The sequence below is a fragment of the Clostridium boliviensis genome (genome assembly GCF_033342255.1).
Taxonomy (GTDB): Bacteria; Bacillota; Clostridia; order Lachnospirales; family Lachnospiraceae; genus Lacrimispora; species Lacrimispora boliviensis.
Genome location: NZ_JAWONS010000090.1, coordinates 1 through 21,682 on the forward strand (window position 1 = coordinate 1; position 21,682 = coordinate 21,682).

General features: G+C 36.0%; 17 protein-coding genes. All 17 read right to left on the reverse strand.

Annotation, left to right across the window (positions count from 1 at the left end):
* Positions 1–89: 89 nt before the first annotated feature.
* Positions 90–815, reverse strand: coding sequence for a GntR family transcriptional regulator (locus RZO55_RS03110; RefSeq protein ID WP_318062826.1), 726 nt, complete (start codon positions 813–815; stop codon positions 90–92).
* Between the two features lie 634 nt (positions 816–1,449).
* Positions 1,450–1,968 carry a hypothetical protein gene (locus RZO55_RS03115; protein ID WP_318062827.1) on the reverse strand — a complete coding sequence of 173 codons (519 nt, stop codon included), beginning with the start codon at positions 1,966–1,968 and terminating at the stop codon, positions 1,450–1,452.
* A gap of 1 nt (position 1,969) precedes the next feature.
* Complete coding sequence (locus RZO55_RS03120; protein WP_318062828.1) at positions 1,970–3,106, reverse strand: cysteine desulfurase family protein; 1,137 nt, start codon at positions 3,104–3,106, stop codon at positions 1,970–1,972.
* 17 nt (positions 3,107–3,123) lie between these two features.
* Positions 3,124–3,336 (reverse strand): hypothetical protein, encoded by a 213-nt coding sequence (locus RZO55_RS03125; protein WP_318062829.1) that lies wholly within the window; start codon positions 3,334–3,336, stop codon positions 3,124–3,126.
* The gene (brxL, locus tag RZO55_RS03130) at positions 3,333–4,799 is read right to left on the reverse strand and encodes a BREX system Lon protease-like protein BrxL (protein WP_318062830.1); all 1,467 of its coding nucleotides are present in this window, start codon (positions 4,797–4,799) and stop codon (positions 3,333–3,335) included. Before brxL ends, RZO55_RS03125 begins: the two co-directional genes overlap by 4 nt.
* A 24-nt stretch (positions 4,800–4,823) precedes the next feature.
* Entirely contained in the window at positions 4,824–7,166 is a 2,343-nt protein-coding gene (pglZ, locus tag RZO55_RS03135) for a BREX-4 system phosphatase PglZ (protein ID WP_318062831.1), read from the reverse strand.
* An 11-nt stretch (positions 7,167–7,177) separates the two neighbouring features.
* A complete protein-coding gene (locus RZO55_RS03140; protein ID WP_318062832.1) occupies positions 7,178–11,377 on the reverse strand; it encodes a hypothetical protein in 4,200 nt (1,399 codons plus the stop codon).
* 14 nt (positions 11,378–11,391) lie between these two features.
* The gene (locus RZO55_RS03145; protein ID WP_318062833.1) at positions 11,392–13,803 is read right to left on the reverse strand and encodes a phosphoadenosine phosphosulfate reductase domain-containing protein; all 2,412 of its coding nucleotides are present in this window, start codon (positions 13,801–13,803) and stop codon (positions 11,392–11,394) included.
* A gap of 7 nt (positions 13,804–13,810) precedes the next feature.
* The gene (locus RZO55_RS03150; protein ID WP_318062834.1) at positions 13,811–16,537 is read right to left on the reverse strand and encodes a hypothetical protein; all 2,727 of its coding nucleotides are present in this window, start codon (positions 16,535–16,537) and stop codon (positions 13,811–13,813) included.
* A gap of 60 nt (positions 16,538–16,597) precedes the next feature.
* Positions 16,598–16,783, reverse strand: coding sequence for a DNA-binding protein (locus RZO55_RS03155; RefSeq protein ID WP_318062835.1), 186 nt, complete (start codon positions 16,781–16,783; stop codon positions 16,598–16,600).
* A gap of 371 nt (positions 16,784–17,154) precedes the next feature.
* Positions 17,155–17,409 (reverse strand): hypothetical protein, encoded by a 255-nt coding sequence (locus RZO55_RS03160; protein ID WP_318062836.1) that lies wholly within the window; start codon positions 17,407–17,409, stop codon positions 17,155–17,157.
* A 56-nt stretch (positions 17,410–17,465) separates the two neighbouring features.
* Positions 17,466–17,714, reverse strand: coding sequence for a DUF6462 family protein (locus RZO55_RS03165; RefSeq protein WP_318062846.1), 249 nt, complete (start codon positions 17,712–17,714; stop codon positions 17,466–17,468).
* A gap of 19 nt (positions 17,715–17,733) precedes the next feature.
* Positions 17,734–17,892 carry a DUF6462 family protein gene (locus RZO55_RS03170; RefSeq protein WP_439100020.1) on the reverse strand — a complete coding sequence of 53 codons (159 nt, stop codon included), beginning with the start codon at positions 17,890–17,892 and terminating at the stop codon, positions 17,734–17,736.
* 221 nt (positions 17,893–18,113) lie between these two features.
* Positions 18,114–19,619 (reverse strand): lysine--tRNA ligase, encoded by a 1,506-nt coding sequence (gene lysS / locus RZO55_RS03175; protein WP_336624250.1) that lies wholly within the window; start codon positions 19,617–19,619, stop codon positions 18,114–18,116.
* A gap of 40 nt (positions 19,620–19,659) precedes the next feature.
* Positions 19,660–20,142 (reverse strand): transcription elongation factor GreA, encoded by a 483-nt coding sequence (gene greA / locus RZO55_RS03180; protein WP_318062837.1) that lies wholly within the window; start codon positions 20,140–20,142, stop codon positions 19,660–19,662.
* Positions 20,143–20,241: 99 nt separating this feature from the next.
* Complete coding sequence (dusB, locus tag RZO55_RS03185; RefSeq protein WP_318062838.1) at positions 20,242–21,210, reverse strand: tRNA dihydrouridine synthase DusB; 969 nt, start codon at positions 21,208–21,210, stop codon at positions 20,242–20,244.
* On the reverse strand, positions 21,207–21,563 hold the full coding sequence (locus tag RZO55_RS03190) for a DUF6145 family protein (protein WP_318062847.1): 357 nt from the start codon (positions 21,561–21,563) through the stop codon (positions 21,207–21,209). Before RZO55_RS03190 ends, dusB begins: the two co-directional genes overlap by 4 nt.
* Positions 21,564–21,682 lie beyond the last annotated feature (119 nt).

Sequence of the window (21,682 nt, forward strand, 5' to 3'; positions counted from 1 at the left end):
AAAAAACAGACTTCAAAAAAGGATTTTCGATATTTTTTATATCAAAATCTCCTATTTCTGAAGTCTGCTGCTTCTAAGAATATAACCTTTTAAATTGAAATTCTATAACGTGAACCAACTATGATTTCATAACTAATATACAATGGCTTCTCTTCCTCATCGTTCATATAACTCTTCAAAATCATAACAGGTTCACCAACATTCATTTTAAGATAATCTGCTATTGGTTTTGATGCCGTTCGCACTTCTATAGTACTCCTCCCCTTCGCGAACTCTGTTACCTGGTAATCTTCTGCTAACAGTTGAAATAGAGAACCATTCTCTAACTTTTCTACCTGAAGATCGGGTACACGTATTGCGGGTATATAAATCTGTTCATAAATGATTGGCAGATCATCTGCTGATAAAACCCGTTCAATATGATATAATCTTTTATCATCTGTCAGTTTAAGGAATTCATTCTGTCTCTCCTCTGCCTCTACAAAATTGCATGCTATCACATGGGAAGCTGGCTTTCGTCCATTTGCACGACATGACTCTGAAAAACTCATATTATTATCTTTCTCTACTTTACGATATATCTTTGGTGCTTCAACAAATGTACCTTTTCCCTGACGTTTTACCAAGATACCTTGTGTGCATAATTCTTCAATTGTTCTTCGCACCGTTATACGACTCACTTGATATTTTTCAGATAATTCTATTTCTGTTGGAATCTGATCCCCTGCTTCATATTCACCTTTTTGTATTAATTCCTTTATTTCTTTCATCAGCTGTGCATATAATGGCTGCTGTGATCTTTTATCTATTTCCATAATTTACACCTTTCATATATAAGACCTTATAATACATCATAGCGTAAATTTCTTTTCATTGCAATATTTTTATAATTAATGAAGAAGCTCCATCATGTATTGAATTACAAAAACTAAAGCAAATGCAGTTTTTGTACTCAAAATCCACTTTGTATTCGAGATGCAATTTTTCGTTTTTATGAAGTAAACTAAAGATTACCTAATGCTGTTTACCATAAAACATTTCTATTACTACTCTTGCATAATCCGACATTTTGAATCCATCAGGTTCTTGTATTATTGACTTGTTCAAAATCTCAAGATCTACGATTCGGTCCACACGGAAAGTAACCACTTTCTGACGTTTGGATTAATATCCAACTAAATAATATAAATCATCACTCCATAAATAAACGAATTTCCTCTAGCAACATTAGTCACAATATCCATACATAACTTATTCAATATGTCAATATCATCTTTAAGTTTTTCTATTACCTGGATATCCTTGTCTTACCATCTCATCAATTAATTCTTGTGTTGATGCAGGTTGCTGCTCATCTGTATATTTATATAAATAATCCTTTAAAGCAAGGATTCTACCCTTTTTATCCTGTTATGTCTTTTCACCTTCCATAGATAAATCCTCTCTGGTTTAATGAAAGTCTTTAATTCTAATATAAGTTATTTGTGGAAATTTATTTATAAATTTCTCTATTCTATCAGCCTCATCTTCCCTTGAATAAAAGAAAATGTACTTTTCTGCATTCTTATCAAACTGTAAAAGCTTTTCTGTATCTTTCTTCATTTTTTGATTATTAAAAACACTTACAACCGCAAAGCACTCTGCAATTATGGAACCATCTATTGAACAAATGTCCGTTCCAGATATTGTCCCCATGTTCAGTTTAAACTCTTTCTGAGAATATCTTTTCATTAACTCAGCAGTTGCTTTTAAAACGACAATGTCTGAATATGCTTGATTCAGCATCTCTATAAAATTAATTTGATTTCCCTCGATAGGATCAAATCCAATTTTATCAAATTTGAACATTGCAAAAGAATCTATCGAATCAGATTCACTTGACAATTTCATGCTCTCCCATGCCAAGTTAAGATTTTTCCTTATTTTAATTAATAATTGTTCTATCTCATTGATATTTTTAACAGTCATTTTATCCCTTTAAAATACTTACGATTGCTTCTGCAATAGAATTTACATCATCTTCTGTATTATTACGTCCTAATGAAATTCTAATTGTTCCGTTTGCATACTTCCGAGAAACCCCGATTGCCTTTATCACATGTGACACCCGAGTATTAACACTATCACATGCTGATCCTGTTGAAATACATATTTTCTTTAAATCCATTCTATGTAACAGCATTTCTCCTTCTGCATTTGCAAATGACAAGCTGATGTTTCCTGGTAATTGATTCGTTCCATTTCTAATATAATCAAGTCCAGAATGATTAAGTTTATCTATCAGTAACCCCTCTAATTCCCTTATTTTTTTTTCATGCGCTTCCATTTCAATACAGTTTTTCTTTAGTGCTACCGCCATTCCAACAATTCCAGCAACATTTTCTGTTCCCGCACGAAGTCCCCTCTCTTGATTTCCCCCATCGATATAATTGACGAGATCACTTCGAGAGTATAAAAAACCTACACCTTTAGGTCCATTAAATTTATGCGCAGATGCTGAAAGCATGGATACTCCAAGTTGTTTCACATTAATGGGAATATGCCCTACTGCTTGCACTGCATCCGTATGAAAAATAGCTCCATAGTTATGTGCAATAGCAGCCAGTTGCTTGATTGGTTGAATCGTTCCTATCTCATTATTCGCAAGCATTACTGAAATAAGTGTAGATTCACTAGTTGCAATAGATGTCCTATCACGTTTTAGAATACTCTCTAACTCTTCAGGATTAACTACGCCTTTTTCATCTACATTTAAATAAAATACTTGAGCGTTACTATACATCTTTTCAGATTCTACAGAATGAAGTACTGCATGATGTTCAATGTTAGAAGTAATAATGTGTCTTATATCTGATGCAAATGTAGTAAATCTTTTTATAGCCCAGTTATCACTTTCACTACCACCAGAAGTAAAAAAAATTTCCTCAGGTTTTGCGCCTATACATTCCGCAATAATTTTTCTAGCTTCTTTTATTGCCATTTTAGGTCTCTTCGCAAAAAAATATGGTTGAGAAGCATTACCATATTCATCAAGCATAAATGGTTTCATTGCTTCAAAGGCATCTATATCAAGTTTTGTTGTAGCCGCATTATCTGCATAAATCATCTCTAACCACCTTCTTACTACTCAAACAATTTACAACCTTCTGCTCTAAATTCCTCTATTTTCTCGTAGATATCTTCATTTGATACTCCAAGATAATCAGCCAAGCATTCGATGCAATAAAAATTTTCAATTTTATCCCCTAGTAACTTTTTATTTATGCCTATCTCATTTTTTGATAATTCTTTTCGTCCGCATGAAATGCATTGACAATTTGTTATTGATTTTTTCATTCTTCAATTTCCTTTATCGTAAACTCCGGCACTACTGAACCTTGATATTTATCATCTGCATATCCCATCTGCATACGAATAATTTGTCTCATTTCCATCGCTGGCTTTAAGCAATATTTCTTAAAATCGTAAGAGGTTATATCAGAAGCACTCCTTACGTTTGGGAAAAGAAGTTTCAAATACGCTGTAGAAATCCTTTTAATTGCTTCTGTATCTCTCGTATCCGCGCCTTTTGGTAGAACCACTAATGCATCAACAATGGCACGATAAGTCGGATCATCTCGTAGAGAATGAAGTACTGTTGCAAAATACTCGGAATTTAATGCCCATCCGCATACCTTTAAATCATCCGTCATTCTTGGTATATCCCATCCCTTAATAAAACCATGAATACGATCAAGAAACTGTGGCTGATGAAATGGTTTTGGTAATTCCACAAACATATTCTGATATTCATTCATTACTGTGGAGTCTATATTACCGAGAAAGATAATACCTGCATCCACATTTACCTCATGATTATCTGGTGCTCTATATGCACCATTTTCCATAATTGCTTGCAAAGCCGATTGAATTTCTGTGTCTTTCATATACTCAGCTTCTCGTATTTCATCCAATGCTACATAATCTCTGACTGCCACAACTCCATCTTTTTTCTTTCCGATATCATAAATAAGTTTAGCACGCGTAACTTTTCCTGAAACTAGCCATCCATGTCGACTAACTTGTCCAAACAAATATGATTTTCCAGTACCAGCAGGAGCCAATTCCATTAAGTTTATTCTCTTCTCTACAAAAGGCAACAACCGTTGAATTACTGCCAGCTTTTGCTCCATGCTTTCATAACCACCCGGATTATAGTCTGCAGCACTTAATAAAATATTAATCCATTCTGTAAAAGAAAAGGATTCGCGCGCATACTTATAATCATCAAGATCCACTACATATGGACAAAAATCACGAAAACTAACTAACTTTATTTTCCCTTTGGAATTATCTTCATCAGGGTATTGGTATCCTAATTCTACAATTCCCCAATTCTCTTCAGACTTAAGTAAATCTGAGCTGCAATCTTCCCATACATCCCTTGGAATCACTGTATTCGCATACCCCAATCCAAAGTCGGGTAATTCAAAAGAAATTTCTTGTGTTGCAATATCAATTCGAATTGATATTTTAGCAAGGAATTGCACATTCTCTCCCTGCATAACAATACGATTTTTAATATTGATCCACTCATCCTTCTTAGGAATAAACTCCTTGATGAATTCAACTGCACCATCAACGTTAATCTCACCATTATCATCTTGAAAATGTTTGATTACCCAATCTCTCATAAAAGATGGTAGTTTAAAGGAAGAAATAAAATTGCTTTTCTTTAAATCTTTATAGACGATCATTTCGTCAAATGCATCTTTCAAACGTTCAATAAACTCCTCCGTCTGAATTGCTATTTCATTCATTACATTTCCTCCAATCACAAGATATTAAAAAGGCTTTTTAAAAAGCGTCTGTTCCTGTGTGTTCTTCTGAACATGAAATTCCAAATCCGTGGCCAGTTTTTTTTCTCCATCAAAAAAGTCTGCAGACCAATCCTTAGTTCTCTTTAATTCTGGCATAATAAACTTAACATGCTTACTATCCTCGCAAAATTCTCCATAATAAGGTTTTTCATTCACGATAAGAATAGGTTCCTTTAATGGGATATTTGAATAAATCATTATAGATGCTGGTTCTTTTCCTTTCAATACTATCACCGGATCCACAAAGCAAATATCTATATCTGCCGGTTTTTTTGTTAATACAATAATCGGAACAATAACTTCTTCTAGAGAAGCACCACCATGCACCTCAACATTCGCTTTTCGTCCACCCTTAAATCGATCATAGTTTGCAAGTATTGAATAGCCATCCCAGTATGACGCATATGGTATTTTAGGATCCACCGCTGACGGACAGCAACGACCACTATGCTTTCCTTTTTCTGCAAGTTCTAATTTTTCATTCTCTTGTTCGTGAATAACAGCTAAACGACTTGCTCCATGATCAGACACAATGATTGCTTGTTCAAAATACCCTTGTTTAAGCCTTGCTTGTATCTTTTTCAATTCTGAATCTATGATTTGTAGTTCTTGAAATAGATGAACTGGCAATTTACATTGCTCATAATCTATAACTTGACTATGATGTTTCATCTCGTCTAATTCTTTTATATCATATACACTGCTTGTAAAATAATGTAAAAACTCTTTATTTTTTTCAGTAATAGATGGTATTTCACAATGAGCAATAGAAATCTCTGTAAATAGACCGTAATGCTCACAACGAGCTTGTATGTATGCAAGATATTCAACACCAAGTGCATCAAAAAAGTAAAGCTGAGCATTTTCTTTATTCATCTTACTAATGATTGCGCTTCTAGGTTGAAGCTTGTTATATGGTCTCGAATTAGCAAACTCTTCTACTTGTTGCATAAAAGAAGAACTAATTTTATTTATCATCTTTTGATATTTATATTGTTGGAAATAGTCAGTCAAAACTTCTCTTAAATCAATTTCAGCATCTGGTAATTTTGTATTAGTAACATTAAAAGTAAATCGTTGCAAGTACAGATTAAGAGCAGGAAATGATACTGATGTAATATTCAATATTTCTTGTATAGTATAACTATACGTTGCCAAACATTCCATAAATGCTAATTGCTCTTTATCGCTTAAATCTGTTAAATAATACACCGCCTTTCTTTGATGCACACCGACCTTATCACAATATCGATCAATCAGCATAGGATTTTCTGGCAATACATCTATCAAGCGCCTTCTTTCTGAATAGCACTGTCGAAAAACTTTGTCTGCACACGATATTGCTAAAAGATCAAGATATATATGTTCTTCGAAATCATCAACAGATTCACTATTCTGAAGAACCATTTCCAAGTATAAATTTCCTTTAACTCCTAACAATTTCATTGCTAGCCAATGAAACCATCTCTTATTCTCGTTTTCTTCATCTATTACATCTCCCAGAAACGAGATTAAACTTACAGAAGTTCCAAATGCCTCCTGTGCGATAGCCGACATAGAACTATATTTTCCCAACTCCTCAGCAAGATAACTCCACTGTTCATCAGTTCCATATTCATATTTGGTTCCAGCTGCAATTTCTGGATATTTCTTTTGTAATCCCTCATAAATTCCATCGCACATTGTGACCGAATACAAAGCATTTCTAAAAAGAGACGGACGATATTCCGTGACAACAGCAACTTCTGGATGAGCTTCAATCTGTGCATCTGTCAATAATTCAAAATACCGAAATAATCTTTGCATGCAATTTAACGGTAAATACCCTATACAATCTTCCTTCCTAGATGCAAGATGAATCCTTGGTAATACAGATATTGTGCTCTCCACTAAAAGAACACGTTTGGAGATATCCGGATGAATTGAAAAATATTTAGTTAAATATTGAGCGCAATGGTCAAGCAAAATGATTGTATGACCTCGTACTGGCATCTCTAGCAAGGTACCCATCATTTGATTCACATAATCGGCTCCGCGAAGCATAATAGCTTGAGATAAACCTAGCAATGCAAAACAGCCATCATCAACAACATCATTCAAGATTAAATCCACATCCGGAAGTCCATTTTTTGAACTTTTCTGTGAAATATAGATGCAAGATTTGCTACGATCTGCTTCTAACTGTGATCTAATATCTTGGTATAATGTATAATTTTCCGAATTAACTATTAAAGCTCGACCTGTTGGTTTCCCAGCACAATATGAATTGATTTCTGAAAAACAATAATGAATATCTTTACAATTCATCGTTTTCCTCCTTATTTTTCTCCTTTAAGAATTTGAATACCGAAATCGGAATCATCCATTATTCGATCGCGTAAATACTTTCTAAGTTGTTCAGTATCCATTTTTTCAATGAATGCAAGCGCCTCATCACAACCTGTAAGCTTGTATTGCTTATCAACCATCTTTCTAAGTTGATTTTGAACAGAACTATTATCCATCCAGTAATAAATGCTGTCGTGAATGGTACTAATTAATTCTGCACGCACCTTCTGTATATCGTTCAGTATCACTCTATTTTCCCCAATAATGCGTTGGATAAAACATTGATTCCTCTCATTTTCATTTGTTAGCTTATCATAGAAATCTGCAGTCTCAAGCCATTCAAGTGCTTTATGAGCATCTGCTTCTGATGGATTAGCTGACATTACAATTTGGAACATCGCTCTTGCAGTGCTTCGCTCAGAATCATCAAACATACATAAAATAGGCGTTTCAAATGTATCAGACCATACAGATGGTGATTTTGTATGAGTTTTTTCATACCACTTATCATGTAATTGTTTCTTTACGCGCCCTTGAACAAACTTATCGATTTCAGCCTGTATATATTTGTAGTATTCAGACTTTGATTTTGTAAATTGTCCCGCAGGAAAAGATACGTATAATTCTGTTCTTTCTTCAGAATCTAATTCACCTAAAAAAGCCTCCGCATCCTGTTCAAAATATGGAAGTTGATTCTTATAAAAACTATCAAAACTTTCACGCTGTGTAAGCAATAAATCATAAAACCTCTGTTTGTTTTGCTCGCTTATTGCACCTGTCTGCTTAATATAACAAAGATGTTGTAAGAAAGGTGCTAAATCTCCTGTTGATTTTACTAATGCTTCACATGGCATTTTGACCTGATTGGTCCGATTATTCCATGCATTAATAATTTCTTTGAGAGTAGTGTATTTACCAAGACTTTTACAGCTTTCCACAATAATTTGATATTCTAAAATTACATCAGAAATCTTTTCATCAACTGTTATTGTGTTCCATACCCAATTTGCATCTCCTGCGCTAAACTTCACCTTTACTTCATCTAAATAGCTACCTCCATCTCCAATTTCTGTAGCTAACTTAGTTAATAACCCATCTTTATAAATACCAATATATGCTAACATTCCTTGGCGACACTTATCATTTGTGAGAAGACGTTCCAAATCTGCTATAGCCTCTATAGTAACTGTTCGTCCGATTCGTTCTGCAATTTCACTTTCAGACGCTTTACTTCCATTTGCAGTATTGGCAATTGCGCAATAATCATCAATTATTTGGTATATTAATTGCACATCACTATCTATTTTTTCTCCAGAAAGAATATATTTTGTACACCATATTGGGAATGAAAGACCTTTCATTTTTATTCGTATCTGATCTCTCGCACTTTCAACTGAACCAAGCGCTGAAAGCTGAAACACTTGTTCAGTACACTTCAAAAAATTGCGTATTTCACTACTCATCGCCACAATATATTCTTCTTTGTATTTAGCTGATGGCGTTATTTTCTGGTTCAATGCATTTGCAATTGCTGTGCTCATATGCTGTACTGTCATTGTTTCGCTTGTTGATCCATTGCTCCAAAAATACTCTGTGGATGCATATTCTTTAAGAACAAAACCAAGTACCAATGCCGATAAAGATGATGGTATAAAGCCAAACGGCTCTTTTTCTAACTCTTCAATAATTCCCAATATACTTGTGCGACCTGCAGGACTAGTAAATCCTGCTTGAATCAACTCATCCACTTTCTGTTTTACATGAACAATTACCAAACTTTGTTTAGCAGGATCCTGCCAATAATTTGATATATTCCAAGCTCCCTCAAGAGCTGTTTCGAAACTCAAGCTTTTATTGCTATTACTATAAGCGCCAGAAAGCTTTTGCTCTATACCATAACCTGCACCTTTCTCAAGCTGGTATGCGCCATACATTGCAGTATTTAGATTGTATTGTTCAAGGCCAAAATAATACTTTTTGTGGTTTATAACAATGAGTGCATCCTGTAAATCTGCTAAAGTAGCCTTTCTATCTGCTACAACATGCTCAGGCGTATATAAGTTAAATGAGCCGGAAGAAATCTTGTTTTTCCAAGCAACTAATACACTACTTGCTTGTTTTTCATAGTGATCAGCCTGTGCTTTATCTTTACCGACGTTATATTTACTAAATGCCATACTTTCGATGTATTGGTCATACAAATCTTTTCCCATTGGAGATAGTGTTTCGATAAATATAATGTCATTTCCTGGCATATTAACTTGTTTAATGATTTGCTGTTGGACTAATGCAGCCTCTTTATCATCCATAGCGTATGTAACAATAACTTTAAATCGTTCACTCTTATTGTTGCCTTTCATCGCATTTAGCACGGCAGTAAATCCACCAAATCCTGTTTCTGCTATAATATAACGAGACTTCACCGCAGCCGGGTATGATATTGCCGCACTTAAATTTGCTGCTGTTATTAATCCCTGCGTTTTAGTTTCTTTTATTACAGCATCACGATGCTTTTTAATTTCATCTCCACCCTGTTGACTCACAGCACTATATTCAAATTTTCCACCAGCGACTGGTTTCTTAAACAATAAACCTTTGTCTATTAGACCGTTCGCAATAGCAAGTGCTTTTCCTTTATTCCAATCAGTACCCAGGAAAGCAAGGTCTATGTTTTGATCATCAGGAACTAAAAGATCATTTCCTGTAACTCTCAAAGTGACCGCCTGAAGAAGTAAAATAGTCTTCATAACACGTTGCTCATCTGGTAGTAAATTACTTCCCTGTAGCAAAGAATAATTATCAAGAATACCTCTAACATCATCATTCAATCCACTTTGTCCTTTACCATAGAAAAACTCCCATAAAAGATCGACTGTCAACAGGTTACAGTCAGACATTGGTCCATACTTATTAATAAACCACTTAAAAGCCTTTGCATCTGTCATATCGTCACTTATAATGAAGTCAAACATACTACGCTGATTAGAATTAAAAAGAACCGCAATATTTTTTAAAACTAACGCTGCATAGGGATGTATCGGAACTATTCCTTGTAATTCCGAATCTGATAAAATCATTTTCTGCCCAAATTTAGCCTGTTTCTTTGAAGATGAAACAATCATTGAACGCACGCCAGAAAGCTCTCCATTCAACGCTGCTTTATATTTTTCCCACTTTGGTGATAAAACAGGATCATCCGTAGTTTTCATCGCCTGTGCCATCAACTGAAAAGCCATATTTTCAGGTAACTCTATTTTAATTGACTTTTCAAATCGATCTAATGTCTTATTTGCTGTATCTTTATCAGCAAATAGTGCATTACTCTCATGTGCTACAATCATAAAATAGAAAGGATCAGACTCACTTATTTCAGCCAATGTCTGAAATCCAGTTAAACCTACTGGATGATTCAAGAAATATTCGGAAAACTCATCCCATACAAACAAAATCGCTGTCAAGCCATTTTCTTTGATAATACTACGAATCCAGCTTGCCATTTGAGTAACATCACTGAAAATCCCATACTGACCAGCATCCTTCAAAACTTTCATGACTTTATTCATAGTCTGCTCGATTTGCTTGTCAGTTCCATCGTTTATACGTTCAATAATTTCCTCAACAGAAACCCCGCCAAAATCCCAAGCATACTGTTCTTCAGAAATTAGATCTGCAAAGTAATTCCGATTTGCCTTCTTTGTTATCCAACTAAGAAATGCTTCTTTCATAGACGCATCTCCTTGATTTTGAATTCCTTTGGCTTTTAATGCCGCCATTATTGACTGTTGAACTGCCAAGACCAAATCCATATCTGTATTAATTCCGGCGGAGCCAATACGATGAATTGTTAGGATATTACTCCCCTCTGCTTTTAATGAAACATATTTATCTCGCAAATCGGTATTCAATCCATAATCGTCGAAGTACTCAACAACCTCATCAATCGATGCGTCTACCAAAGATTTTACAGTTAAAGCAGCATGTGATTTACCAGTACCATAAGCACCCTCCACCCAAATTGAGCGAGTTGCACCACCTGATAGTACTTTGTATGTAGTTTCAAGCAACTTTACGAAAGTTTCATGAGGATAAAATCCTTTCCAGCTAACCTTCCCTTGATCAATTAAGTCTGCTGTTACAGCAGCATAGTATTTTGGATCAATATTAAAATATTCATTATATAAAGAAGCCATATCCGATCCCCCATTTAAAATAATTCAAGTACATCTGCAGAAGACTTGTCATCACGAAGTGTTATATTGTCAAGATCAAGTGTAAACGAAGCTGAAATAAACTCAGAATAGTTTATTGATAATCCGTTCAATATTCTCACCATCGTATCATGTTCTAAACCAAATATTCTTGTTGGACTAACTCCATCACGTTCAATCGAATCGTCCATCAATGTTTCAAGCGAAAACTGATAGTAGTCACCACACGCTTCAGCAAACTTATAAAGTGAGTACAATATAACTTTTGGTTCAGGATTAGTCCAAGTACATCTTTCTAGCCAATTCAATACAACTGTTTCTCGTCCAGAAGCTGATGTCTTTTCATCAATATCGCATTTTGCAAAAATTCTCTCTTTTCCTAATGGAGTTTTTGCCATTACTATCTTTAATGCGTCTATTACATTACGTTTTCCTTTTCCTTTAGTATCATTTTCCATAACGTTACTTAACATGAGATTTAATAAATCTGGCGTATAAGTTGTCTCAAACTCTAAGTTATGAACAAACCAATTATAAGCCGGAGTATAAACCAAATTACATAAAATCATTGCCCAAGTAACCTGACTATACGCTCCTTCTCGTATTATTAAGGACGAAAAATCAGTTGGAACACACTTTGTATATTTATCTCCATCTGCACTTTTGTCATAGAGAGTAAGTCCCGCATCGTCAGCAAAATTCTTAAATGCGTCCTTTTTTTTGTTTCCAACTTGACCATCGCCATTTGAAAGCCAAAATTCCGGACCTCCTTCATAGCGAATAAATGAATCAAGCCATTCATCTCTCACACCGAATGTAAAGTATCTGTCCAAACCAGCCATTTTCTTTCCCTCCATATTTTTATTTCTAATAGAAGCATATCTCAAACAGTGTTCCTTAACGTCATGACACTTATAACAGTGAACGCAATTATCTCCTATCACAATTCCATCGTGCATATCAATACAATTATGTTTACATTCTGCCTCACATTCACCGCATCCAACACAATATAGACTTTTAATTATGACGCTTCTCATCAACGATTGAAATTTAATATCGTTTTTACTGTTTTCACAATTTTCTAACACAATCGATATTTTATTTTCATACTTAATTTCTTTGACCCTATAACTCTTCTCCGCAAAACGTATTACATATACATCAGATTCGATTTGAGAAATATCACCAATTGTTTTTCCCCAATGTTGCCACTTAAATTGAGAGAGATACACATCTATTACAGGAGGAACACTTCGTGTGATAACTTCAAATTTGTCATTTCCAAGATTTAGTTCTCTACCTGATTTTCTAGTTCGCCAAAATCCTCCATCAATAAACTCTTTCATATCTTCGGATGAATAAGAAGTTTTTCCACTAGTTGATGCAATCTTATCAAGAAAAAAATCAACCTCTTCTGTATAAGAACACCTTTTTACATATTCATGTTTTCCACTAGAATTAGGACAAACCAGACATCCTGCTCTCACATTACCTTTCTTATACCCTTCATTTAACAGAAGATTTCTATAATAAATATACAGATATAATTCAGCAGAAGACCAATCAAGTATTGCATGACAACTCATTTGACCGTTATGTTTTCTACCATCATTTATCTTTTCATAATTACTTCTTGCCTGGCTTTCCTCTGCACGTACTCCTGTAAAAGCCAATCCTGTAAAATCCCGTTTTCCTGTAATATCACGTAACAACATAATTTGCGGGGATGTTTTGTGTATACTACAACACCATCTATTACTTGTAGATGGTGGTCCGAAACACTGCCATGTATCTTTAGGTAGTAATTTTGATTCAGATTGATAAAACTGTACTCCCATTGTTGAGCACTGTTCTTTCATTAATTCTACCAATGAGTATGTATCTGGGAACTCCATTCTTGTATTTCCAAACAATACCACAAATTCATCATGAGGTAATGCGCGTTGTACCATATCGAAAGCCACAACACTATCTTTCCCTCCACTAAAAGCTACATAAAACAAATCAACTTTATCTTGATAATCGCAATAAGTTTTATATACTAACTGAATAGTTTCTTGTGCTAAGGTTTCTAACAATGATGCATTTTTCTCACTCATCGTTTTAATATCTACAAACTGTAACATTTCTCCGGAAGGTTCTGGCTCATCCAAGATAATTATTTCTGGTTTAGAATAATATGATCCACCTTTTGTTCGAGCAACTGTTTTTCCTTTATAAATATAGTTGTTTGTTTCAGCCCACATTAACGGTGCACTATCATCTTTTGGATATGACCAATACTGATCAAATCCAAGCAAATCTAACTCTTGATAGTAAACCGGGCGTGGTTCTTTACTAAACTTACTTTGTTCTGTTGTAAGTAGTAGTCCGTTTGTTGTAGGATCCCAAATATATTGATACATTTCGAATTTATACCTCTTTCTGTTCTATTTCTTCTCTATACATGATTGCTTTTTGCAACACTCTATCAAAATTCTCCCATCGTCGTCTTGCTTGGCAACCTTTTTCAACAATCAGCTGTAGAGCAGTTTGAGCATTTGTCCATTCATTACTATGTGCTAGTAAATCAATAATAACCTCTTCATAGTTTTTAAAGTGTGTGTTCTTTCTTATAAGCACACCATATACTTCCTGTTTGGAAAAGCTTGCATGATAAAGTGTGAATCTATCACTACTTAAAAGATAACTCTCAAGCACGAAACTATTCCAAGGCACTTCAATTGCTGGAAAATGAAGAAATAATCCAACATCTTTTATAGGAATATAATCCTCTGGACACATTTCGTCCAGTACATTATCTATAGCTTCTACATCAAAATGTATCTGATTTCTATTAACTAGTTCATTTGCATTAATTCTGATCATCTCAGTTAATACACTTTCCCAATAAATTTGCACTCCAAGTTCATGCGAAAATTGTTCAAGTTCGTTTACTGTAAGATGTTTATAATCTCTACAAAAACTTTTATACACCTGATACATCTCTAGTTTTTGACCTTTTGAACTTACAACGGATCCACTAAATTCAAATTCATCTCTCAGTAAATACTTTAAAATATTTCTATATGCCCAATCCTTGTACCCCTCGGTATTTATTGCCAGACTATGGCACCCACTATGAATCAAATTATAAATATCTTTTGAAACCAGAAATCCTTTTTCATCTATTTTTGCTTTCATCAACTGGGTTAATTGATGTAATTCAATAGTCGTAGCTGGAAAATTGGGAGCATAAAAATATGTTTCTGCATCTACAAGAACAATTTCAGGCGACGTTACTAATGTACGCTTAATTGTTTCCAATGGAATATACCAAATCTTTCTTTGTAGATACTGATAATTAACTCCTTTATGAACTTCTTTTAAACATTCAACAACATTCTCTTCTGGATATGCCTTTTCCCATGCTAACTTTAGAACATTATCAGTTAATACCAACCCATGAATATTCTGTGCTTGTATCAACGCACGAAGTGTTTCCTGATTGTATATATTAAGTTGATCTACCAATTCTTGTCTCCACCGACTTAACACACTGCTCAAGTATACACAACGCGCACCTTCTTTCAACGTTTCGACAACCTCACGTATAATTTGTTCTATCAAATCACTCTGTTCATCATCATGTTTTGGGAAAATTCTATCACCGATAAAAGATCCCGCGGCTTTCAATACTCTTATTAATTCATCATCATCTGAAGTTGGTTCTATTCCGAACTCATCTTCATAAAACATGCGAAATTTATCTAAGCCAATTGCATTTATTACTAGTCCCTCTCCAAAATTGTTACAGAGGATTTGTGAATACTGATCCAATTCAGCCGCAGACATTATTAATTCTTTATGTTTAGTCTGTTCATTACGCGAATCAATAGAACTATTTTCTTTATGTTCAATAAAGTTGGAGGAGTTTATCTCTCTTCGATATGTTATATACTTTCTCAAAGATGTAAAATAATCTCTATGATTCGTCATTAGTTCCTGGTCATTACATAACTTGTTATGTAATAACCATATATCATCAATTGACTCTATTTCATAAACAGAATAGTCACTGTAACCATTATCTATAGCATAAAAATCAATCTTATTAAGCCAATTTCCATAGTTTCTTGCAGCTGCACTAGCCATACCTGTTTCAACTAGCCAATCTTGATATGCTGCTCTTTTTTCTCCGGTTGCATCTGCTTGGTTTAAAATATAGGCTTGTGCTCGTCCAAGTTGTATTGTTCCTTCGCTTCGGTATGTAATATACTTCCTCAAGGACGTAAAATAATATCTATGATTCGTCATCAATTCCTCATCAAGACATAACTTGTTATACAAGGACAATATTTCATCTGTATTTTCAATTTCATAGAAAGACTTATTGCAATAGCCTTGACTTACTGCATAAAAATCAATTTTATTGAGCCAATTTCCATAATTTCTGGCAGCAGTACTTGCCATACCTGTTTCAACTAGCCAGTCTTGATATGCTGCTCTTTTCTCCCCTGAAACATCAGCTTGGTTCGTAGTATTATTTTGTACTCGTCCTAATTGTATTGTTCCCTCACTACGATATACTAGATATTTCCTTAATGATGTAAAAAAATCTTTATGTTCAGAAACAAACCCATCATTTTCAATTAATGTATAATATAATGTCAACAAATCTTTTGCATCTTCATACTCATAAATTGACTGTGTCGTAAACCCGTTATCCAATGCATATTCATTTATCTTGTTCAACCAATTTCCGTAATTTCTTGCCGCCTTAACATTCATACCCGAATTAATAAGCCAATCCAGATACGCTTCTCGATGATATCCCAAAGAACGACTTGTGTGTGATGTAGAAAAACTATGTTCTTTGTTCTGATCAGAAATTTTACTTAAATCACTTTGATCTATCATCTTATTTGCCTCCCAAAGTAATTGCTTGTATATCTGTGGACTTTCTTCTTTTATTTGGCAAACTTCTTTAAAAATAACAGAAGCGCCTGAAAGTCCATCTCTTACTTTTGAATATACATAAGCTGTTTTTTGCATCTGTAAAGTAATTCCATTTGTATTACGATAAATATCATCAATCTCTATACCACGATTTCTGGCAAGTTTTCGTAAGTCACAAGACAATTTCTTAATGATATTCATACGAGAAATCTTATATTCTGTATCTGTATGTAGGATTCTAGCAACAAGCTACCACCTTACTCACATCTTTATATATTTACCGCTTCTGATTCTTTCATCCTTTGGTTTCTCTGCATTTTCTGGTATCTTCCAATACACATTCTTTTTATATGCACCTGGAATCCTTCCTTCGTTACAAAGAATACGAATCCTTCTCGTTGAGATTCCCCATTTTTCCGAAATTTTAGTAATTGAAATGTATTCCATTATTTAACCTCGAACTGAAAAAAGCTATTATACCTAATCTTAAATATTATACTAAAAAGTCGGAACAAAATCAAATCAAACATGCACTTATCTGCCATTTTTTGTCTTTATTGGTCGTTTTTTTGACCAACTTATTATCATTTTCAAATCGGCAAGCAGTGTCTTCTGGTACCTACCATTTGACTGATGCTTGTTGGGGTGTCTCCCCAATCCCCTTGTTCATCATCTCATCGAAGATGGCTACGCACTCATTCAGAGCGCTAATTGCAAAAAACAAAATCCGAAAACGCAAAAAAGAGGGAAAGCACCAATTCGTAAACTGGTAACTTTCCCTCTCATTATCTGCTTTGATTATTCTCATCTCTACTTTGTTATTTCTTCTCTTCTTTTTCATTTTCATGTAGAATCGCGTCTACATTTTGCTTAGCAATGAGATAATCCTGCATTTCCTTTTTTGCTTGCCGGTATTCGGTATAAGCTTTTTTCTTTTTCATAAGCACGGCTGAGTATTCCTCATTAGAAGGAATCATATCAACTCCTTCATTATGATGAATCAATACCTCATCCAAATAAAAATCCTCTTCATTTGTAATATTCATCATGAGCGTTGCTAATGTATTTTCCATCTTGTCTGGTTCTGGATATCCCAAGCTAATTGATAATGAACAGGGATCTGAATCGATCAACAAAATCTGTCAAATGTTTCTCTCAACTCTGACCATCTTATGTAGTAAGCTCCTGCTTCCTCTGCCATCCTAAGAAATGGTCTTTCACTAAATCCATAATAATCTAATCCTTGCTTAATTGCTATGAAATCATGTTGGAAAAACATTAAATCCACATCATCAAGCTTGTTGGAATACTTCCATTTAACCTCCGTCGAAGCTTCATGAAATTGCTCCAGATATTCATCAAAGATGTCTCTGTCCAACAAAACATATCCATCGATTCTATAGATGGCATGCTTTGCCTGCTAGTTCTAATAATTTCTTGTGCATCATACTATAAACAATCTCTGCATCCTTATATCTTAAAAACTTTCTTCTAAACTCTTTCGCTGATTGTTTTGGTGTCATTCTTCTTTCAATGTCGTAATACTGTTCATCCATTTTGAAACCTCCAATTGAATTTGATTTGTAATGAATATCTTGCAACGCAAAAAGGGCCACTCTCTTGAAATTATCTTTCAAAAAAGTGACCCCTTAGGTCTCATTTCCATTGTCGGATTTGTGCCGAACAACTTATCATCATTTATTATCCTTCGCAGTTATTGAAGGAATTGTTGTCAAATTCATTTTAGAGAGGCTTCAAACCCTTGATATTACTGACTTTATTTCTCCAAACTCTTCATCGTCGGGAACAACAAAACATCCCTAATCGCATAACTATCCGTAAGCAGCATCACAAACCGGTCAATCCCAATTCCAATCCCACCCGTAGGAGGCATCCCGATCATCAGCGCATTAACGAAATCCTCATCCATAGAGTTCGCTTCATCATCTCCCGCTGCCAGAAGTGCTTCCTGAGCCTTAAATCTCTCAATCTGATCCAGCGGATCATTCAACTCAGAATAAGCATTTGCCATCTCACGCTTTGTAATAAACAGCTCGAAACGCTCTGTATATTCCGGATCACTCGGCTTTTTCTTTGTAAGAGGTGAAATCTCAACCGGATGATCAATAATAAACGTAGGCTGAATCAAATGCTCCTCTACAAACTCCTCAAACAGAAGGCTTAAGATATCGCCCTTTTTATGTCTTGCTTCATAAGCTACATGATACTGATCTGCAAGAGCTTTCGCTTCTTCATCTGTATGAATGGCAGTAAAATCAATATCCTTATATTTCTTTAAAGCGTCAACCATGGAAATACGCTCGAATGGTTTAGATAAATCAATCTCCACGCCATCATAACTTACAACTGCAGTACCCAGCACCTTCAGCGCAACCTCACGGAATAAATTCTCCACCAGATCCATCATACCGTGGTAATCGGTGTATGCCTGATAAAGCTCCATCAATGTAAACTCAGGGTTATGTCTGGTATCCACACCTTCGTTTCGGAAAACACGTCCGATTTCGTAAACCCTCTCTAAACCGCCTACAATCAGTCTCTTTAAATAAAGCTCCAGAGAGATACGCAGCTTCACATCCTCATCAAGGGCGTTATAGTGAGTATCAAAAGGTCTTGCTGCTGCTCCGCCTGCATTGGCAACCAGCATAGGAGTTTCAACCTCCATAAAGCCCTGTGCATCCAGATGGTTGCGGATCTCTTTTATAATCTGGGAACGCTTTACAAACGTATCGCGCACTTCCGGATTCATAATTAAATCAACATATCTCTGTCTGTAACGAAGATCCGTATTGGTAAGGCCATGAAACTTCTCAGGCAGAATCTGCAGACTCTTGGAAAGCAGCTCTACGCTTTCCGCATGAATGGAAACCTCGCCTGTCTTTGTAGTAAACGCGGTTCCCCTGATTCCAACGATATCACCGATATCAAGTTTTTTAAATTCTTTATAGGATTCTTCGCCAATGCTGTCTCTTGCTACATAGGACTGAATATTACCCTTTAAATCCTGGACATTACAAAAAGAGGCCTTTCCCATAACCCGCTTGGACATCAGACGTCCTGCGATGGAGACTTCTTTTCCTTCCCAGATTTCATAATTTTCTTTGATCTCACTGCTGTGTACGGTAACATCGTACTTCGTAACTTTAAACGGATCCTTTCCTGCTTCCTGAAGTTCAGCCAGCTTCTCCCGGCGAACCTTCAGTAAATGGTTTAAATCCTCTTCTCCAACCTGATTCTGGTTTTGATTTTGCTGTTCTGCCACTTATTTCCACTCCTTTGTGAACTATATTAAGGAAGTTATCCTAAGACACTCTCTGAATTTCCAATACCTTATACTGGATTGTTCCTGACTGGGTCTCTACTTCAACAATATCTCCGACTTGTTTCCCTATCAGCGCCTGACCTACCGGAGATTCATTGGATATCTTATTCTGAAGGCTGTTCGCTTCGGTGGAACCAACAATCTTGAATTCCATCTCTTCGTCTTCATCCACATCGTAGACTTTTACTTTACAACCAATATTAATCTTATCTAAGTCTATCTCGTCTTCTACGACTACTTCTGCATTCTTAAGCAGCTTTTCCAGCTCTTCGATCCGCAGCTCGATGTCTCTTTGCTCGTCCTTGGCAGCATCGTATTCCGCATTCTCGGATAAATCGCCCTGTTCTCTTGCTTCCTTAATCTTCTGGGCAACTTCTTTTCTTTTCACTACTTTTAAGTTCTGAAGCTCATCTTCGTATCTCTTAAGACCTTCATAGGTTAAAATATTCTTCTTGTCTACCATGGTTTTTTACTTCCTCCTGGTTTCTTACTCGCTCATTCGCATTCCAGATATTATAGCTTAAACATCTGAAATTGTCAAGATTCGAGTCCCTTTTTCTGATTATAATAATCCAATTCTTTCTTTCACAAATTTCCTTAATTCTTCCATCGTTTCTACCTGATTGATATCGTTTCTCAATTTGGCTGAATGGGGAAGTCCGGCAGTATACCACGCCATATGTTTTCTCATCTCACGCATGGCTACCACCTCGCCTTTATGCTCCGCCTGCATGGTTCCATGACGGAGAATCATCTGGCTGATCTCTTCCGGAGACGGCGGATTTAATAATTTCCCAGTCTCCAGATAATGCAGGGTCCTGGAGAATATCCAGGGATTCCCTTTTGCTCCGCGGGCGATCATGATGCCGTCACAGCCGGTCTGGTCTAAAAGCGCTTTGGCATCTTTCGGTTCAAAGACATCACCATTGCCGATGACAGGTATGGAAACCGCTTCCTTTACCTGCCGGATGATCTCCCAGTCCGCTGTTCCGGAATAGTACTGCTCCCTGGTTCTGCCGTGGACAGCCACTGCAGCTACGCCGCAGCTTTCCGCCATACGGGCGAATTCCACTGCATTGCAGATTTCTTCCGTGAAGCCTTTTCTGAACTTGACAGTGACCGGTTTCTTCACCGCCTTTACAATGGCAGTCAGAATCTTCTCTGCCAGCTTTATATCCTTCATCAGCGCGGAGCCTTCGCCGTTATTCACTATCTTCGGCACCGGACAGCCCATGTTTACATCAATCAGGGCAAATGGCCGGGATTCTATGGTTTTAGCCATATCTGCCATAATCTCCGGGTCGGAACCAAAGAGCTGAACACTCACCGGTCCTTCCTGGTCCGATACGCTTAACAGCTCATTGGTATTCTTATTTTTATATAAAATAGCTTTGGCACTGACCATCTCAGTGACAGCCAGCCCGCAGCCCTGCTCCCTGCAAAGAATACGAAATGGCAGGTCTGTAACCCCTGCCATCGGCGCCAGTATCAGATTATTGTCAAAAGTTATGTTTCCTATTCTAAGTTTCAACTGTCTTTATCTCCGTCTTCTAATTCTTCTCCCAGATAAAAAACACGATAGTACATCTCAATGGATTCCAAAAGCTCCCGTTTCTCCCGCTGGTACTGCTTGATCTTCAGCACGCTTCCGATCTCATCAAAGAGATAATCTTCTTCGGGTGCAGTTACTTTAAATTCCAAGGTTCCGTCCTCTTCAAATTCCAGAACCAGAACTCCTCCTACGTCTTCGGTGTAGAGAACACACATAATCTGAAGCTCCTGCCTGATACTTTCCGGAAGACTTTTAAATTGTTCATTAAAATAGTATTTCTGCTCATAAGAATTGGCGCCGCACAGCACCACCTTATCTTCAGTCTGCTCCATTTCTGTCACCGTTCTTTCTATTTCACCACGAATTCAAGCATGTTCCGTCCTATTAGGAAAGAGCATGCTTTTTGGTGTCTTTATATTTATCAAATTCTAATTGTACCATACAGGAAACG

Bases quoted from the DNA above. Each gene is read 5' to 3' on its own strand.
- RZO55_RS03110 (WP_318062826.1), bottom strand. From the start codon at position 815: ATGGAAATAGATAAAAGATCACAGCAGCCATTATATGCACAGCTGATG.
- RZO55_RS03115 (WP_318062827.1), bottom strand. From the start codon at position 1,968: ATGACTGTTAAAAATATCAATGAGATAGAACAATTATTAATTAAAATA.
- RZO55_RS03120 (WP_318062828.1), bottom strand. From the start codon at position 3,106: ATGATTTATGCAGATAATGCGGCTACAACAAAACTTGATATAGATGCC.
- RZO55_RS03125 (WP_318062829.1), bottom strand. From the start codon at position 3,336: ATGAAAAAATCAATAACAAATTGTCAATGCATTTCATGCGGACGAAAA.
- brxL (WP_318062830.1), bottom strand. From the start codon at position 4,799: ATGAATGAAATAGCAATTCAGACGGAGGAGTTTATTGAACGTTTGAAA.
- pglZ (WP_318062831.1), bottom strand. From the start codon at position 7,166: ATGAATTGTAAAGATATTCATTATTGTTTTTCAGAAATCAATTCATAT.
- RZO55_RS03140 (WP_318062832.1), bottom strand. From the start codon at position 11,377: ATGGCTTCTTTATATAATGAATATTTTAATATTGATCCAAAATACTAT.
- RZO55_RS03145 (WP_318062833.1), bottom strand. From the start codon at position 13,803: ATGTATCAATATATTTGGGATCCTACAACAAACGGACTACTACTTACA.
- RZO55_RS03150 (WP_318062834.1), bottom strand. From the start codon at position 16,537: ATGAATATCATTAAGAAATTGTCTTGTGACTTACGAAAACTTGCCAGA.
- RZO55_RS03155 (WP_318062835.1), bottom strand. From the start codon at position 16,783: ATGGAATACATTTCAATTACTAAAATTTCGGAAAAATGGGGAATCTCA.
- RZO55_RS03160 (WP_318062836.1), bottom strand. From the start codon at position 17,409: ATGGAAAATACATTAGCAACGCTCATGATGAATATTACAAATGAAGAG.
- RZO55_RS03170 (WP_439100020.1), bottom strand. From the start codon at position 17,892: ATGGATGAACAGTATTACGACATTGAAAGAAGAATGACACCAAAACAA.
- greA (WP_318062837.1), bottom strand. From the start codon at position 20,142: ATGGTAGACAAGAAGAATATTTTAACCTATGAAGGTCTTAAGAGATAC.
- RZO55_RS03190 (WP_318062847.1), bottom strand. From the start codon at position 21,563: ATGGAGCAGACTGAAGATAAGGTGGTGCTGTGCGGCGCCAATTCTTAT.